The sequence below is a fragment of the Massilia sp. UYP32 genome (genome assembly GCF_050434365.1).
In the GTDB taxonomy this organism is placed as follows: Bacteria; Pseudomonadota; Gammaproteobacteria; order Burkholderiales; family Burkholderiaceae_D; genus Telluria; species Telluria timonae.
This window is the reverse complement of the sequence record NZ_JBNDIK010000022.1, coordinates 1-16,161: the sequence shown is the minus strand read 5'-3', so window position 1 is coordinate 16,161 and position 16,161 is coordinate 1. Positions and strand designations below refer to the sequence as shown.

The following is a 16,161-nucleotide window of genomic DNA, read 5'->3' as shown; positions in this document are numbered from 1 at the left end:
AGAACGTGTGAAGGTCATCATCCTCGGCAGTGGCGTCATCGGAACCGCATCGGCGTATTTCCTGGCCAAGGCCGGGCATGACGTCACCGTGATCGAACGCCAGAGCGGCGCCGGGATGGAGACCAGCTTCGGCAATGCCGGCGAGATCTCGCCCGGCTATGCCACGCCCTGGGCCGGCCCCGGCGTGCCGCTCAAGGCCCTCCGATGGCTGGCGATGCGCCACAGCCCCCTGGTGATCCGGCCGCGGATGGATCCGCAGCAGTGGCGCTGGATCCTGCAGATGCTGGCCAACTGCAATACCCGCAGCTACCAGGTCAACAAGGGCCGCATGGTGCGCCTGGCCGAGTACAGCCGCGACGTGCTGGTCCAGCTGCGGCGTGACACCGGCATCGCCTACGACGAACGCAGCAAGGGCACCCTGCAGCTGTTTCGCACCCAGAAGCAGCTCGATGGCGCGCACACCGATACCGAGGTGCTGGAGCGTTCCGGCGTGCCTTACAAGCTGCTCGACCGGGAAGGCTGCACGCGGTACGAACCGGCGCTGGCGCGCGTGCCCGGCAACTACGTGGGCGGCCTGCTGCTGCCGAACGACGAGACCGGCGACTGCTTCAAGTTCACCCAGGCGCTGGCCGAACTGGCCAAGGGCCTGGGCGTCAAGTTCCGGCACGAGGTGAAAATCGAGCGCCTGAACGTCGAGGGCGACCGCGTGACCGGCGTCGTCACGAATAAAGGCGAACTGAAGTCCGAGGCCTTCGTGCTGGCGCTGGGCAGCTACTCTCCGCTGATGCTCAGGCAGATCGGCATCCATATCCCGGTCTATCCGGTGAAGGGCTACTCGATCACGGTGCCGATCACGGACGCATCCGGCGCGCCCGAATCGACGGTGATGGACGAGACCTATAAAGTGGCGATCACGCGCCTGGGCGACCGCATCCGCGTCGGCGGCACGGCGGAGCTGTGCGGCTACGACCTGCGCCTGCACCAGGCGCGGCGCGACACGCTCGAGCATTCGGTGACGAACCTGTTCCCGGACGGCGGCGACGTGCGCCAGGCCTCGTTCTGGTGCGGCCTGCGGCCGATGACGCCGGACGGCACGCCGGTGATCGGACCGACGCCGTATCGCAACCTGTTCCTGAACACCGGGCATGGCACGCTGGGCTGGACCATGTCGTGCGGCTCGGGCCGGGTGCTGGCGGATATCCTGTCGGGACGCCAGCCCGAGATCGGGCTGGAAGGGCTGTTCATGGACCGCTATGGGCGGCGCAACAGGCCGGTGGTGGCGCCGGCGGGGATCGCCGTTTAACGTTCGGTCGGCGGTTCATCGAGCGGGTCGCTCGGCGCGCCGCCCGGAATCACGAACTTCTCTTCGGCCCAGGCGCCCAGGTCGATCTTCTTGCAACGCTCGGAACAGAACGGACGAAACTTGTTCGCTTCGATCCATTCGACTTGTTTGCCGCAGGTGGGGCAGGCGACTACGGTCATCGGTACTACCAATCAAAAATCAGAAATTGCAGAGGGTCAGGTCGAACGGCACGTCTTCTTCCAGCGGCTTGGGCTTGCAATCGCCGTCCTGGGTGGTGAAGCGTACCCACAGCATGTACTTGTTGGCCGAGATCTCGGGGATCGCTCCCGTCGACTCGTCCAGGGTCAAGCGCAGCATCTGGTAGATTTTACCCTGTAACATCTGTTGATAGCTGCCCGCTACGGCGATCATCTTGACCGGCGCGCCCGAATTGCGCAGCAGGCGCAGCACCAGGGCCAGCGCCTCGAGCAGCGGGGCGAGCGGGCCGAACCAGCCCATGATGTCGGCATGGCGCTGCTCGGCCGGGCGCTTCTGCCAGGCGTAGTAGGAGGGCAGGTCGAATTCGCAGGCGCCGCCCGGGATGATGGTGCGGCCGCGGATGCTCATCAGCCATTCGTTGTCGCGCACGTTCTGGCCGGTCTTGCCCTGGCTGGTGACCAGCGCGCTGCTGGCCTTGTCCAGTTCGGCCAGGACGGCGTCGAGCGTGTCGGCGGCAACGGCGGGATTGCTGCGGTAGGCCAGCAGCGATTGCTTCTGCCGTTCGAGTTCCTGCAGCAGGTCCGATTTCAGGTCGGCGCGGCCGGCCACTTCCAGCATGTCGAAGATCGTCGCGAGGGCGACATGGTGCTGCATCGGGTGTTCCTGCTGCACGAAGAACTTGAACTTCTCGTACAGGTCCTCCAGCCGCAACAACGTGCGAATCCTCTCGTTGAAAGGGTATTCGTAGACGATCAAAATGACATTCCTCTGAATGTAGGCTGGCAAGCAACTTGGTGATTCTGAACCATACGAAGCGAAATTACAAACACTGCATCAACCTTGTTACATACTCAATGCCAGATACCGCTCGTGCAAGCGTATTACCTGGGGTAACAGGGCCTCCAGGCCGTCGTCGTTGTCGATCACGTCGTCCGCCGCCGCCAGGCGCTGGGCCCGCGTGACCTGGGTCGCCATGATGGCGCGCACCTGGTCGTCCGACAGGCCACTGCGCTGCATGACACGGGCCACCTGGGTGTCTTCCGAGCAGTCCACGGCCAGCACGCGCGACACCCGGTCGCGCCATGTTCCCGACTCGATCAGGAGCGGCACCGCGAAGATCACGTACGGTCCGGTGGCGATGGCCGCCGCAGCGGCGGTGGCGTCGCGGATGCGCGGATGCAGGATCGCTTCCAGCCGGCCGCGCGCGCCGGCATCCGTAAACACCAGGCTGCGCATGCGCGCGCGGTCCAGGGCGCCGTCAGGCGTGGCGAAGTCGGGGCCGAATTCGGCCAGGATGGCCGGCATCGCCGCGCCGTGCGCGGCGGTGAGAGAGTGGGCGATGGCGTCGGTGTCGATGATCGTGGCGCCCAGGCCGGCGAACAGCTCGGCCACGGTGCTCTTGCCGCAGCCGATGCCGCCGGTGAGACCGACCGAGAACGCCATGCCATCCGCCGTGTTCATGCGCCGCCCAGCAGGCCGGCGCTGAAACGGCCCAGCTCTGCGCCATACAGCATGGCGATCAGGCCGGCCGCCGCCAGGTAGGGGCCGAAGGGGATCGGCTTGTCGCGTCCGCGCCGGGCGAACACGATCAGGCTGATGCCCACTAACGCACCCACCACCGACGACAGCAGGATGATGGTCGGCAGGGCGGTCCATCCGAGCCAGGCGCCGAGCGCCGCCAGCAGCTTGAAGTCGCCATACCCCATGCCCTCCTTGCCGGTGGCGAGCTTGAACACCCAATACACGGCCCACAGCACCAGGTAGCCCGCGGCGGCGCCGATCACGGCGTCCTGCAGCGGCACGAAGGTGGCGTTGATGTTCATGAGCAGGCCCGCCCACAGCAGCGGGTAGGTCAGGTCGTCCGGCAGCAGCTGGGTGTCGAAATCGATGAAGGTCATGGCGATGAGCAGCCAGGCGAACAGCAGGCTACTCATGCCCGCCGCGCCGCTGCCGAAGGTCCACACCATCAGGCCCGAGACGACGGCCGTGAATAGTTCGATCGCCGGATAGCGGGCCGGGATCGGCGTCTTGCACTTGCGGCACTTGCCGCCGAGGGCGAGCCAGCTGATGACCGGGATGTTCTCGATGGCCGTGATCTGGTGGCCGCAGCAGGGGCAGGCCGAGCGCGGCACCATCAGGTTGAAGCGGTCGGTATGCGGCAACTCCTTGCCGCTTTCCTGCGCCACGTAGTTGTCGGACTCGCGCTGCATCATCTTCGGGATGCGGTAGATGACCACGTTCAGGAAGCTGCCCACCAGCAGGCCGAGCAGCGCGGCCACGAGGGTGGGGCCCAGCAGGGCAGGGGGCGCAAACAACAACGATTCCAGGGGCATGTCGATCCGGTCCGAGACGAAAAGGCGGCGCCGTCCGATGATCGACGGTCTGCCGCAGAGTAATTCCTTACATCAAGCTCATTGTAGGGGTTTTCCGTTCCTTCAAACTTACGCAAAGCTATTTATATTTAACTTTGCTGTTGAATTCCTGCTTCATAGGGGACGGTTTCGCCTCACACTTGATGTGCGAGGCCAGCGCCCTCCCCTCCACAGGCAGCTACGGCGGAACTCGCCGCTAGATTTTTCAAGTTGATCGCCGCGTTCACGTCGCGATCATGGTTTGTCCCACAGCCCGGGCAAACCCAGCGGCGAGTGCCCAGATCGAGTACAGCAAGCAGGTAACCGCAGCATGAACACGTTTTACTGCTCGGATACCAACGGTCGACTACCACTACCTGCCCACCACGTTGCGCCGCCTTGTACTCCAGCTGCCTGCGCAACTCACCAAAACCCATGTCGGCAATGGCGCGCGACAAGCACCGGTTGGCAAGCATGCCTTTGACATGCAGATCTTCGATGCCGATGGTGTGGAATCGGTGCGTGATATTCGTGCTGAGCTTGTGGAGGCTGTCGCGCCGCAGGCTGGCAATCCTGGCATACAACTTGGCTAGTTTCTTTTTCGCTTTGCCACGGTTGCGCGAACCCTTCACCTGCCGGGACAAGTCGCGCGATAACCGTCGCACCCGATCCAGGAGCATTGCCAGCGCTTTTGGTCCAACAAAGGTTTCACCATTCGACAATGTCGCGAGCGTGGTGACACCCAGATCGACTCCGACCACGCCTTGGTTTTCAGCTGAAGGCAAGAGAGGCTCTGAGGTATCGACGGTGATGCTGGCATACCAATGATCGGCAACGCGTGAGATCGATGCAGAAACGCACCTGCCTGCAAACCGCAACGATTCCCACATCCTGACCCATCCAAGGCGAGGGATCCAGATGCGTTTTTCCTTGATGCGAAACTGGTCGTTCGTTAAAGTAAATCGATCGTCACGCCCTTTACGCCGACAGGTGGGGTAGCGTGCTCTTCCCTTGAAGAAGTTCGTGAAGGCGCGATCCAGCTCCATGATTGCCATTTGCGGCGCATTCTTCGTCACCGCCAGCATCCAGGGGTACTGCACGCGCTTGATCGCATTGAGCTGGCGCCTTAGCGCTCTCTCGTTCGGTTTTGGCAAATCTGGATCGGTCTTGCACGCCTCATACTGTCGCTGCCACTCGGTCAGTGCCCAGTTATAGGAGAATCGGGCGGTGCCTGCCGCGCGGGCAAGGTACGTGGCCTGCACGTTGTTGGGATCGAGGCGAATGCGATGACCGCGGAACATGATGGGTCCCCAGAGTCGTGGCCCGCGTTGGCGACGAACCCGGCTAGAGCCAATCAGCCGGGTCTTGTCAGAGCTGGTGAGGCACCGGATAGTTCCCAATAACGCACCCTAAACCACAGTTCCAGACTTCCAGCCCATCTTCAGCAGATGCAAACCATCGCACTTCCGCAGCGGGCATCTATTTCCTCCATAACGACCAGGGTTCCCCAGCATTCAGGTCCGTCTGGCTATCGTCGAACCAAACTTTCTCGCAGTGGATAAGTTTGAGCTTCAACTAGCTTTCGTACTAACTGTTATCAACCCTACGCTGCTGCATCGCAAAAAACACACGGTTGTTTCGTTAAATCGAAAGATTTCGAAAGTTATTTGATATTTCGAAAGCCTTCCATTACTATCTGCTTATAACGAGGAAACCTGAGGAGGACGACGACGATGAAAACCCACTGGCTTGGCTACGCCCTGGTGACCACCCTGCTGTGGGGCGTGTGGGGCGCCTTCGCCGGGCGCCCGGTGCAGAACGGCTTTCCCGAGACCCTGGTGTATGCGGTGTGGGCGCTGACCATGATTCCGCCGGCGCTGTTCGCGCTGGCGCGCATCGACTGGCGCGTGCGGCGCGATGGCCCCGCGATCGCTCATGGCCTGGCCATCGGCCTGCTGGGCGCCGGTGGACAGATGATCCTGTTCCACGCGGTCAAGGAAGGACCGACGTACCTGATCTTCCCCCTGATCTCGCTGTCGCCGGTGATCACGATCGCCCTGTCGTATGCCTTCCTGCGCGAACGCACCGGCGCCATGGGCGTGACCGGCATCGTGCTGGCGCTGTGCGCGTTGCCGCTGTTCGACTACGCGCCGGAACAGGGCGGCGTGGCCTACGGCTGGTGGTTCGTGCTGGCGCTTGGCGTGCTGGTGGCCTGGGGCTTGCAGGCCTACTTCATCAAGCGCGCCAACGCCATCATGGATGCCGAAAGCATCTTCTTCTACATGACCGTCAGCGCATTGGCCTTCATTCCGGTCGCGCTGGCCATGACCGACTTCTCGCAGCCGATCAACTATGGCCTGGACGGTCCGTGGCTGGCCGCGATCACGCAGGTGCTCAATGCGGTCGGCGCGCTGACCCTGGTGTATGCCTTCCGGCATGGCAAGGCGCTGGTGGTGTCGCCCCTGGTCAATGCCGGCGCGCCGCTCCTGACCACCATCATTTCGGTGGCGATGGCGGCGACCCTGCCGAACGGTTTCAAACTGGCCGGCATCGGTCTCTCGCTGGCGGCGGCGCTGTTCCTGGCGCTGCAGCCCGACGAGCCGAGCGCCGCCTGAAGTCCCTCTATCTGGAGTCAACGACAATGCAAGTGCTTCTCGATCTCGTCCAACGCCATCACGCGGGCCAGCCCGTGGGCATCCATTCAGTGTGTTCGGCGCACCCGCTGGTGATCGAGGCCGCCTTTGAGACCGGCCTGGAAAGTGACGGGCAAGTGTTGATCGAGGCGACCTCGAACCAGGTCAACCAGGACGGCGGCTATACCGGAATGACGCCCGCCGCCTTCCGCGACTTCGTGTTCGGCATCGCCGACAAGGTCGGCTTTCCACGCGGGCGCATCCTGCTGGGGGGAGACCACCTGGGGCCGAACTGCTGGCAGGGCGAGCCTGCCGCCGACGCGATGGCCAAGTCCGAGGTGCTGATCGACCAGTACGTGGCCGCGGGTTTCCGCAAGATCCACCTCGATTGCTCGATGTCGTGCGCGGGCGATCCGGTGCCGCTGCCGGACGAAGTCGTGGCCGAACGCGCCGCGCGCCTGGCGGTGGTGGCCGAGCGCGCCTGGCAGCGCGCGGGCGGCGAGGCGCCGGTGTATATCGTCGGCACCGAGGTTCCGGTGCCGGGCGGCGCCCACGAAGAGCTGGACGAGCTGGCCGTGACCACGCCGGATGCGGCGGCGCTGACCATTGCCGCGCATCGCGCTGCGTTCAACGCGGCCGGCCTGGAAGCCGCGTGGCCGCGCGTGATCGGCCTGGTGGTGCAGCCGGGCGTGGAATTCGACCACCACAAGGTGATCGACTACCGCCCGGAAATGGCGCAGGCGCTGAGCCGCTTCATCGAGGGCGAGCCGACCATGGTGTTCGAGGCCCACTCGACCGACTACCAGACGCCCGGCCTGCTGCAGGCGCTGGTGCGCGACCACTTCGCCATACTGAAAGTCGGCCCCGGCCTGACCTTCGCGCTGCGCGAAACGCTGTGGGCACTGGCCGACATCGAGGCTGAAATGGGAATGCAAGGAGAGCGCGGCTTCAAGGAAGTTGTGCTGGACGTGATGCGCGCCGAGCCGGATTACTGGCGCAAGTACTACCACGACGCCGGCAGCCTGCTGTTCGACCAGCAGTACAGCCTCTCCGACCGGATCCGCTACTACTGGCCGCATCCGCGCATCCAGGCCGCGCAGGCGGCCCTGGTCGCGAACCTGGAACGCCAGCCGGCGCCGCTCACCTTGCTGAGCCAGTACCTGCCATTCCATTACGAAGCCGTGCGCGAGGGCCGCGTGCGCAACACGCCGCTCGCGCTATTGAAAGAAGGGGTAGCCCGCGTGCTGCGCCAGTACATGCGCGCCTGCCAGCCGGGCGCCGAACCTAGGGAGCAGTGAACATGCAAGCAGTACAGGATGCCGCGCAAGGCGGCAGTGAGTTATTTGGACAGGATGTGGGCCGCCTCGATGCGCTGGGCGGCGGCGTGACGGCGCGCGAGATCGCGCAGCAGCCGGCCGTGTGGCCGCAGATCGATGCGCTGGTGACCGCGCAGCGCGCGCAGATCGACGCCTTCCTGGCGCCGCTGCTGGCGCGCCCGGCGCTGCGCATCGTGATGGCCGGCGCCGGCACCTCGGCCTTCATCGGCGAATGCCTGGCGCCAGGCCTGCTGCGCCAGGGGCGGCGCGCCGAAGCGGTGCCGACCACCGACCTGGTGTCGGGCCCGGACCGCTATTTCCAGCGCGGCGCGCCGACCCTGGTGGTGTCGTTCGCCCGTTCCGGCAGCAGCCCGGAAAGCGTGGCGGCGGTGCAGCTGGCCGACCAGCTGGTGGATGACGTCTACCACCTGGTCATCACCTGCAATGAAGAGGGGCAGCTGTACCGCATGACCCAGGACCGCGCCAATGCGCTGGCGATCCTGCTGCCCGACGCCACCCACGACCGCGGCTTCGCGATGACGACCAGCTTCACCTCGATGCTGCTGGCCGCGGCGCTGGCCTTCCGGCTGCTGGCGCCTGACGCTGGAGCTCGTACCGCGCCGGCGGCGACGCAGGTAGGCGAGCGCGCGCTGCCGCTCCTGGCGCAGCTGGTGGCGCAGGACTTCAGGCGCGTGGTCTACCTCGGCAGCAACGAGCTGCGCGCCCTGGCGCGCGAAGCCGCGCTGAAGCTGCTGGAGCTGACCGACGGCCAGGTGGTGGCGATCCACGATTCGCCGCTGGGCTTCCGACACGGCCCCAAGACCATCGTCGACGACCGGACCCTGGTGGTGGTGCTGCTGTCGAACGATCCGCAGGCGCGCCGCTACGACCTCGACCTGCTGCGCGAGCTGCGCGGCGACCGCCGCGCCGGCCGCGTGCTGGCCCTGGACGCCCAGGCGGATGCCGCGCCCGGTGACGATGCGTTCACCTTTACCGGCGCCGAGGGTGCGCAAGACCTCGAGCTGGCGCTGCCCTTTATCGTGTTCTGCCAGGCCTTTTCCTTCCTGCGCTCGCTGTCGCTGGGCGTGCGCCCGGATACGCCGAGCATGTCCGGCACCGTCAACCGGGTGGTGCGCGGGGTGACCATCTATTCGTTCGTTTCCCACGTCGACAGCGAGGCCGCCCATGTTCCTCGGGGTTGACGGCGGCGGCACCAAGACCGCGTTCGCGCTGATCGACGCGCACGGCGGCGTGCTGGCGCGCCACGAAGAAGGCAGCACCTACCACGTCGATGCCGGCATGCCAGCCGTGGCCGCGACCTTGCAGCGCGGCGTGCAGGCGCTACTGGCAACGGCCGGCGTCGATGGCGGCGCGGTCGACTACGCTTTCTTTGGCCTGCCGGCCTATGGCGAGGACCGCGCGGCCCAGCGCGAGCTGGATGCGGCGGCCGGCGCCATCCTTGGCCCTGAACGCACGCTGTGCGGCAACGACATGGTGTGCAGCTGGGCCGGTTCGTTGGCCTGCATGGACGGCATCAGCGTGATCGCCGGCACCGGCTCGATGGCCTATGGCGAAGTCGCCGGCCGCCAGGCGCGCGCCGGCGGCTGGGGAGAGCTGTTCAGCGACGAGGGTTCGGCCCACTGGATCGCGCGCGCCGGCCTGACCCTGTTCTCGCGCATGAGCGACGGCCGCGCGCCCAAGGGAGGCCTGTACGGCCTGGTGCGCGAGCGGCTGGCGCTGGAGGACGACCTCGACCTGTGCGCCGTGGTGTACGGCGAGCTCGGCGCCGACCGCAGCCGCATCGCCCAGCTGGCGCGCCTGGCGTCCGAGGCGGCGGTCCAGGGCGACGAACAGGCGCGCGCCATCTTCGTCGACGCCGCGCGCGAACTGGCCGCGATGGTCGACGCGGTGCGCGACCGGCTCGACGTCGCTGCCGACCTGCCGCTGCCGGTGTCCTATACGGGCGGGCTGTTCGGCGACGGCGGACTGCTGCGCGCGCCATTCGAGCAGGCGCTGGCCGCCTGCGCCAGGCCCTACCGCCTGCAGGCGCCGCGGCTGGCGCCGGTGCTCGGCGCCGCCTTGTACGCCGCCCGCAGCGCCGGGCAGCCATTGAGCGAGGCCGCGCTGGATCGCCTCGCATCCCAGACCCGATAGACAGGAGCATATATGCGCGTCCGCCTTCTTTGCACCATCCTCGCCGCGCTGGCAGCGCCGATCGGCGCGCTGGCTGCCGACAGCTACACCATGCAGGATTACGAGAGCGTGCCCAAGATCGACGCCCACCTGCACCTGCACGGCCTGGAGCAGGGGCCGTTCCTGGAACTGGCGCGCAAGGCCAATTTCCGCGCGCTGACGATCAACGTCGACTATCCGGTGTTCCCGGCGCTGGAGCAGCAGCAGCGCGTGGCCAGCAAGCTGCACCGCGAGCATCCGGCCACCGTGGGCTGGATCGCCAGCTTCAGCGCCGACAACCTGCTGCAGCCGGCCTGGATCCCGGCGACCCTGCACCGGCTGGATGCGGCGCTGCAGGATGGCGCGGTGGGCGTCAAGGTCTGGAAGAACATCGGCATGTCGGAGCGCGATGCGCAGGGCCGGCTGGTGATGGTCGACGACGCCCGCATCAAGCCGCTGTTCGACGCGTTCGAAGCGCGCGACGTGCTGCTGGTCGGGCACCAGGGCGAGCCGCACAACTGCTGGCTGCCGCTCGAGAAGATGACGACGAAGAACGACCGCGAATATTTCAAGAACCATCCGCAGTACCACATGTACCGGCAGCCGAAGATGCCGAGCTACGCAGACCAGATGGGCGCGCGCGACCGCCTGCTGGCCAGCCATCCGCGCCTGCGCTTCGTCGGCGTGCACATGGCCTCGCTGGAGTGGAACGTGGACGAGCTGGCGCGCTTCCTGGACCGCAATCCGACGGCCAATGTGGATATCGCGGCGCGCATCGGCCAGATCCAGCACCAGTCGCAGCGCGACCGCGAGCGGGTGCGCCGGTTCTTCATCGATTACCAGGATCGCCTGATGTATGGCTCCGACCTGGCCCAGTCGACGGCGCAGAGTCAGGCCGACTTCGTGGCCGACCTGGACGGCGTGTGGCGGCGCGACTGGCGCTACTTCAATACCGACGACGAACTCACCACGCCGGATCTGGACGGCGTGGTGCGCGGCCTGGCGCTGCCGAAGGTGGTGGCCGACAAGCTGTTCCGCCTGAACGCCGAGCGCGTGTTCCGGGGCGCCTGGAAGGCATGATCATGCTGGCTTCATACGTAAGCGAGAAGGGGAGCAAAAAATAGTCTGAACTTTCGTTTCTTGCATTTTCATCCTGTATCATCAAACCGTTAATGACACGGATACACGCCTACACACGGAGCCGCGACGGCGAACCGGCGCGGATGGACAAGGAATGAAGCGAGAAAAAAATTTAGAAACGAAAGTTTCGAACGGTAACGGTGGCAAGCCTGCGGAAACGGTGCCCGACCAGGATCTGCTGGTGGCGGAACGGCGCCGCAAGATCCGCGAAATGGTGGCCGAGCGCGGGCGGGTGACGGTGGCCGAGCTGTCCGAGATGTTCGGCATCTCGCTGGTGACGGTGCGCGCCGATCTGAACGTGCTGGCCGAGATCGGCGCGGTGGTGCGCACCCGCGGCGGGGCACTGGCCCAGCGCGCCGACGAGGATTTGCCGATCGGCGTCAAGCAGTCGCTGCACCGCGCGGAAAAGGTCCGCATCGCGGAAGAAGCGGTCAAGCTGATCGGGGAAGGGCAGACCATCGTGCTCGACTCGGGCACGACGACCGCCGAAATCGCCAAGCAGATCCGCGGCCTGAAGCTGCAGTCGGTGAACGTGATCACCAATGCGCTCAACATCGCCGTGCTGCTGGCCGGCGCGCCGCACGTGACCCTGATCATGCTCGGCGGCGTGCTGCGTCCCAGCTCGTATTCGCTGGGCGGCCCGCAGGCCGAGCAGGGGCTGGAAGGCCTGCATGCCGACATCCTGTTCCTGGGCTTCGACGGCCTGGATCCGGAGATCGGCGTGATGACGCCGCACCTGCTCGAAGCGCGCCTGAATGCGCGCATGCTGGGCATCGCGCGCCGCGTGGTGGCGGTGGGCGACTCGTCGAAGATCGGACGGCGCAGCCTGTCCATGATCGCGACGATCGAACAGATCGACCAGGTCATCACCGATGCCGGCGTGCCGGCGGAGATGGTCGAAGCGCTGCGCTCGCGCGGCGCGCAAGTGGTGCTGGTGTAGGGCGGCGCGGCCGGCCGGCGCCGGCTGTGTAGTCCTACCAAGCAAGGAGACAAGATGACCGAAGTGCATAGCGAGCGGCGCCGCACCCTGTTGCAGTGGCTGGCCGGATCGGCCGTGGCAAGCGGCATGGGCGCCGGCGTGGCCGTGGCCGCGCCCCAGGGTAACGGGGTGAACAAAAGCGTGGCGCGCATCGGCGACGCCGCCCTGGGACTCGAATTCGACGGCCAGATGCGCACCCGCCTGCTGGCGCGCCAGGGCGGCGCGACGGTCGCGGTCACGGGCTTTCACGCCAGCGAACGGCTGCGCGTGACGGGCGGGCGCTGGATCGACGGCTTCGCCCTCGGCGAGCAGGCGGTCGACCGCGTCGACGGCCCGCACGGCGCGGGCGTGCGCCATCGCCTGAAAGGCGTGTCGAAGGACGGCGTCGAAAAGACCGTGACGGTCACCTTCTACGAACGCCATCCGGGCCTGGCCCTGCTGCGCGTGAGCTATCGCAACAACGGCCAGGCGGCGCTGCCGGTCGAGGCCTGGTCGAACAGCGGCTACACGCTGCTGCCGGCCAGGCGCGCACCTGGCCGCGGCTTCTGGACCTTCTCCGGTTCGTCGCACGCCGACCGGCGCGACTGGGTGCAGCCGCTCAAGGACGGCTTCGAACAGCGCAACTTCATGGGCATGAATTCGTCCGACTATGGCGGCGGCACGCCGGTGGCCGACGTCTGGCAGCCCGAGCACGGCATCGCCGTGGGCCATCTCGACACCGTGCCGCGCCTGGTGGCGCTGCCGGTGCGGCAGGTGAAGGCCGGCGCCGCGCTGGCGATCGAATTCGATCAAGCCGTCGTGCTGCAGCCGGGCCAGGAGCTGGCGACCCTGGACACCTTCGTCACCGTGCACACCGGCGACTACTTCGCCGCCCTGGACCGCTACCGCCTGCTGATGGCCGAGCGCGGCCTGGCGGCGCCGCAGGCGGGCGAGGAATCGTACGAGCCGATCTGGTGCGCCTGGGGCTATGAGCGCGATTTCACGATCCCCCTGATGACCGGCACCCTGGCCAAGGCCAGGGAGCTGGGCCTGGAATGGGCGGTGCTGGACGATGGCTGGCAAACCAATGAAGGCGACTGGAAGATCGACCGCAAGAAGTTCGCGCGCGGCGACGAGGACATGAAGAAGCTGGTGGACGACATCCACGGCGCCGGCCTGAAGGCGCGCCTGTGGCTGGCGCCGCTGGCGGCCGATCCGGGCACGGACCTGCTGCACCAGCACACCGACCAGCTGCTGCTGGACGAGAACGGCGCGCCGCAATTCGTCACCTGGTGGAATGCCCTGACCCTGTGCCCGGCCTACGGACCGGTGATCGAGCAGACCCGCGCGCTGGTGCGCAAGATCATCGGCGAGTGGGGCTACGAGGGCCTGAAGCTCGACGGCCAGCACCTGAACGGCGTGGCGCCATGCCACAACCCGGCGCACAAGCATGCGCGTCCGGAAGAATCCTTCGAAAAACTGCAGGACTTCTGGAAAATGGTGTACGACACCGCGCGCGAGATCAATCCCCAGGCCGTGGTCGAGTTCTGCCCCTGTGGCACCTCGTACGCCTTCCATACGCTGCCGTATACGAACCAGGCGCCGTCGTCCGACCCGCTGTCCTCGTGGCAGGTGCGGCACAAGGGCAAGACCCTGAAAGCCCTGATGGGGCCGAGCGCGGCCTACGCGGGCGACCACGTCGAGCTCAGCGACGGTGGCGACGATTTCGCGTCGACCGTGGGCATCGGCGCGGTGGTCTCGACCAAGTTCACCTGGCCCGAAGATCCGAAGCCGAAGGACAGCTACCTGCTGACGGCGGTCAAGGAAGCGAAGTGGCGCAAGTGGATCGGCATCTACAAGGACAAGATGCTGCCCAAGGGCCAGTATCGCGGGGAACTGTACGACATCGGTTTCGACAAGCCGGAAACCCATGCGGTCGAGAAAGATGGCCGTCTGTACTATGCCTTTTATGCGAAGGCGTGGTCGGGCCAGGTCGAATTGCGCGGGCTCGGAAACGGTCGCTACCGCGTGCGCGATTACGTCGAAGACCGCGACCTGGGCGAAGTGAGCGCGGCCAGCAACAAGCTCACGATTGGATTTGAACGGGCGCTCTTGCTCGAGGCAATCCCGGTATAAGGCGTGGAAAGGCACCGCAACACGATTGCGGTGCCTCATGGATGGCGCGCGACGTGGCGATAGGCTGAAGCCGAGCCTACCCCCGCCATGCCGCTATGCCGAGCCCGACCTTCACCTTCCTGAACCACGCCGGTTTCCTGCTGCGCACCGACCATGCGCTGCTGCTGGCCGACCCCTGGCTGGACGGCACGGTGCTGAACGATGCATGGAGCCTGCTCGACCGTTCCACCCATACCGCCGGGCTGATCGCCGAGCTGAATGCGAGCGGCTTGCCGGTGTTTGTCTGGTGTTCGCGCGCCCAGCCCGACCGCCTGTCGGGGCCTTTCCTGCGCCGCTTTCGCGCCGAGTTTCGCGGCATCGCCACCTTCCTGTATCGCCAGGGCCGCGACTGGCGCCTGCACGCCGAACTGCGGCGCAACCGCTTTGCCATGGCCGAGTGCCCCGAGGGGCAGGCGCGGACCCTGGCGCGCGACCTGCGCCTGACGGCGTTCGCGAACGGCGAGGGCGACTCCTGGTGCCTGATCCGGTGCGGCCGGCGCACGCTGCTGCACCTGGGCGAGCGCGCGCTCGCCACCCGCGCCGCCTGCCACGCCGCCGCCGAGCGACTGCGCAGGGCCAACGTCCGCGTCGATGTATTGTTGACGGGCTTCGCCGACATGGCCTGGTGCGGCAACCCCGACAACTTTGTCCAGCGCGAAGCGGCGGCCGAGCGGGGCATCGAGCGCCTGGCCCTGCAGGCCGAAACCTTCAAGCCGCGGCTGATCGTGCCGGTCGCGTCCTTCGCCCGCTTCAGCCGGGTCGACAATGCCTGGCTCAATCACGGCCGCCGCACACCGCTGGGCGTGCTGGAGGCGTCGCGGCTGGAAGCGCAGCGCGGCCTCATCCGCTTTTTGCAGCCGGGTGCGCGCTTCGACCTCGAGTTCGACAGCCCGGCCAGCCTGGCGGCCCAGCACGAACAGGCGCTGGCGCACTGGATGCGCTGCTGGCGCGACCGGCCCGAGCCGCTGCCGCGTCCGGCCCAGGCGACGGTGGCGGAGTTGAAAGAGGCGTTCCTCAGGTATCGCGAGCGGGCGGGGGAGCGGTTGCACGGCTTGCCGCGCCTGCTGGAGCGTTTGCGTTTGCTGCGCCCGCTGGTGCTCGCGTTGCCCGATCTGCGCCAGACGCTCGAGTTGTCTTATCTTCGCGGCCTGCGCCTGCTGGCGCGCGATGCGCAGGCCGACGTGGCGATGTGTTCGGGGACGGCGCTGTATCTGCTGCGGGCGGAGGATGGGTTCGATACGACGTATGCTGGCGGGTGTTTCTGGGTCATGCGTGGGAGTGGGTTGTCGGCGTTCGGGCGGTTTTTCCTGCCGCAGCGGATGGGGCGGCGCGGGCTGGACCGGCAGCGGCCATGGGCGATGGGCAATGCGCTGCTGAGGGCGACCCTGGAATGGGCGGCGCGGGGAATCAGAACAGCGCTGAGATAGTGCGAACAGGTCGCGGCGGTTCAGGGCTGCGCCGGAAGGGCATCGCTGATTGGATCAAGCGCCCGGATTCGCCTGAGCGCGGCTGGCGCATTCCTCGCGGGCGAGCAGCGATGCGTTGTTGGGTAAAGTAAGGGCATCGACTATGAGGCCCATTGCCGAAGCGGATACGCTGCTGCTGACCGCGTCGAATCAGCTCGGCGAGGACTGCAACGTTCGCCTGCCGTCGTCGTTGCTCGAGCATGTGGCGCCGGCGCTTGGATGGCGCTGACAGATGCGTCCCTACCGCCCCTTTCAGAGCACAGTCGGAACATATCGTGAGTGATCGCGATCGAACGCCTACGAATCTGGAGCAGATAAGGAGGCGCGACCATGGCATCGCACACCACCCAGTAGCGGTGTTTGTCAACGTAGTTGTCGCGTCATCTCAAGCTGCTTGCTGTAGTGCTTCTGGCCGAATCCGTTCCGGATTCAACCAGACTTGATCGTCA

Annotated in this window: 15 protein-coding genes; 10 read left to right on the top strand and 5 right to left on the bottom strand. The window is 66.3% G+C overall.

Going from position 1 to position 16,161, the window contains the following annotated elements; genetic code table 11:
* Positions 1–7: 7 nt before the first annotated feature.
* Positions 8–1,303, top strand: a complete 1,296-nt coding sequence (locus tag ABIB42_RS17665) for a D-amino acid dehydrogenase (RefSeq protein WP_005668265.1) — start codon at positions 8–10, stop codon at positions 1,301–1,303.
* Here ABIB42_RS17665 and ABIB42_RS17660 read toward each other — a convergent pair.
* From ABIB42_RS17660 to ABIB42_RS17640, 5 genes are all read right to left on the bottom strand, one after another.
* The gene (locus ABIB42_RS17660) at positions 1,300–1,482 is read right to left on the bottom strand and encodes a DNA gyrase inhibitor YacG (RefSeq protein WP_005668268.1); all 183 of its coding nucleotides are present in this window, start codon (positions 1,480–1,482) and stop codon (positions 1,300–1,302) included. The genes ABIB42_RS17665 and ABIB42_RS17660 overlap by 4 nt on opposite strands.
* A gap of 19 nt (positions 1,483–1,501) precedes the next feature.
* Positions 1,502–2,257, bottom strand: coding sequence for a cell division protein ZapD (gene zapD / locus ABIB42_RS17655; protein ID WP_005668270.1), 756 nt, complete (start codon positions 2,255–2,257; stop codon positions 1,502–1,504).
* 87 nt (positions 2,258–2,344) lie between these two features.
* Positions 2,345–2,962: a dephospho-CoA kinase gene (gene coaE, locus ABIB42_RS17650; protein WP_429248723.1), complete on the bottom strand. Its 618-nt coding sequence runs from the start codon at positions 2,960–2,962 to the stop codon at positions 2,345–2,347.
* The gene (locus tag ABIB42_RS17645) at positions 2,959–3,834 is read right to left on the bottom strand and encodes a prepilin peptidase (RefSeq protein WP_273028218.1); all 876 of its coding nucleotides are present in this window, start codon (positions 3,832–3,834) and stop codon (positions 2,959–2,961) included. Before ABIB42_RS17645 ends, coaE begins: the two co-directional genes overlap by 4 nt.
* Positions 3,835–4,007: 173 nt before the next feature.
* Positions 4,008–5,153, bottom strand: coding sequence for an RNA-guided endonuclease InsQ/TnpB family protein (locus tag ABIB42_RS17640; protein WP_429248722.1), 1,146 nt, complete (start codon positions 5,151–5,153; stop codon positions 4,008–4,010).
* A gap of 432 nt (positions 5,154–5,585) precedes the next feature.
* On the opposite strand from ABIB42_RS17640, the gene ABIB42_RS17635 reads away from it, so the two are divergent.
* From ABIB42_RS17635 to ABIB42_RS17595, 9 genes are all read left to right on the top strand, one after another.
* Positions 5,586–6,467 (top strand): DMT family transporter, encoded by an 882-nt coding sequence (locus tag ABIB42_RS17635; protein ID WP_219862706.1) that lies wholly within the window; start codon positions 5,586–5,588, stop codon positions 6,465–6,467.
* A gap of 26 nt (positions 6,468–6,493) precedes the next feature.
* Positions 6,494–7,783, top strand: coding sequence for a D-tagatose-bisphosphate aldolase, class II, non-catalytic subunit (locus ABIB42_RS17630; RefSeq protein WP_429248721.1), 1,290 nt, complete (start codon positions 6,494–6,496; stop codon positions 7,781–7,783).
* 2 nt (positions 7,784–7,785) lie between these two features.
* A complete protein-coding gene (locus ABIB42_RS17625) occupies positions 7,786–9,003 on the top strand; it encodes an SIS domain-containing protein (protein WP_273162609.1) in 1,218 nt (405 codons plus the stop codon).
* Positions 8,987–9,955 carry a BadF/BadG/BcrA/BcrD ATPase family protein gene (locus ABIB42_RS17620; protein WP_005668284.1) on the top strand — a complete coding sequence of 323 codons (969 nt, stop codon included), beginning with the start codon at positions 8,987–8,989 and terminating at the stop codon, positions 9,953–9,955. The genes ABIB42_RS17625 and ABIB42_RS17620 overlap by 17 nt, the downstream gene beginning before the upstream one ends.
* A gap of 12 nt (positions 9,956–9,967) precedes the next feature.
* Complete coding sequence (locus tag ABIB42_RS17615; protein WP_273162611.1) at positions 9,968–11,053, top strand: amidohydrolase family protein; 1,086 nt, start codon at positions 9,968–9,970, stop codon at positions 11,051–11,053.
* Positions 11,054–11,273: 220 nt separating this feature from the next.
* Positions 11,274–12,053 carry a DeoR/GlpR family DNA-binding transcription regulator gene (locus tag ABIB42_RS17610; RefSeq protein WP_429248720.1) on the top strand — a complete coding sequence of 260 codons (780 nt, stop codon included), beginning with the start codon at positions 11,274–11,276 and terminating at the stop codon, positions 12,051–12,053.
* 54 nt (positions 12,054–12,107) lie between these two features.
* Positions 12,108–14,207: a glycoside hydrolase family 36 protein gene (locus tag ABIB42_RS17605; RefSeq protein WP_429248719.1), complete on the top strand. Its 2,100-nt coding sequence runs from the start codon at positions 12,108–12,110 to the stop codon at positions 14,205–14,207.
* Between the two features lie 95 nt (positions 14,208–14,302).
* A complete protein-coding gene (locus tag ABIB42_RS17600; protein ID WP_005668278.1) occupies positions 14,303–15,673 on the top strand; it encodes a hypothetical protein in 1,371 nt (456 codons plus the stop codon).
* Between the two features lie 142 nt (positions 15,674–15,815).
* Positions 15,816–15,941, top strand: coding sequence for a hypothetical protein (locus ABIB42_RS17595; protein ID WP_273028227.1), 126 nt, complete (start codon positions 15,816–15,818; stop codon positions 15,939–15,941).
* Positions 15,942–16,161 lie beyond the last annotated feature (220 nt).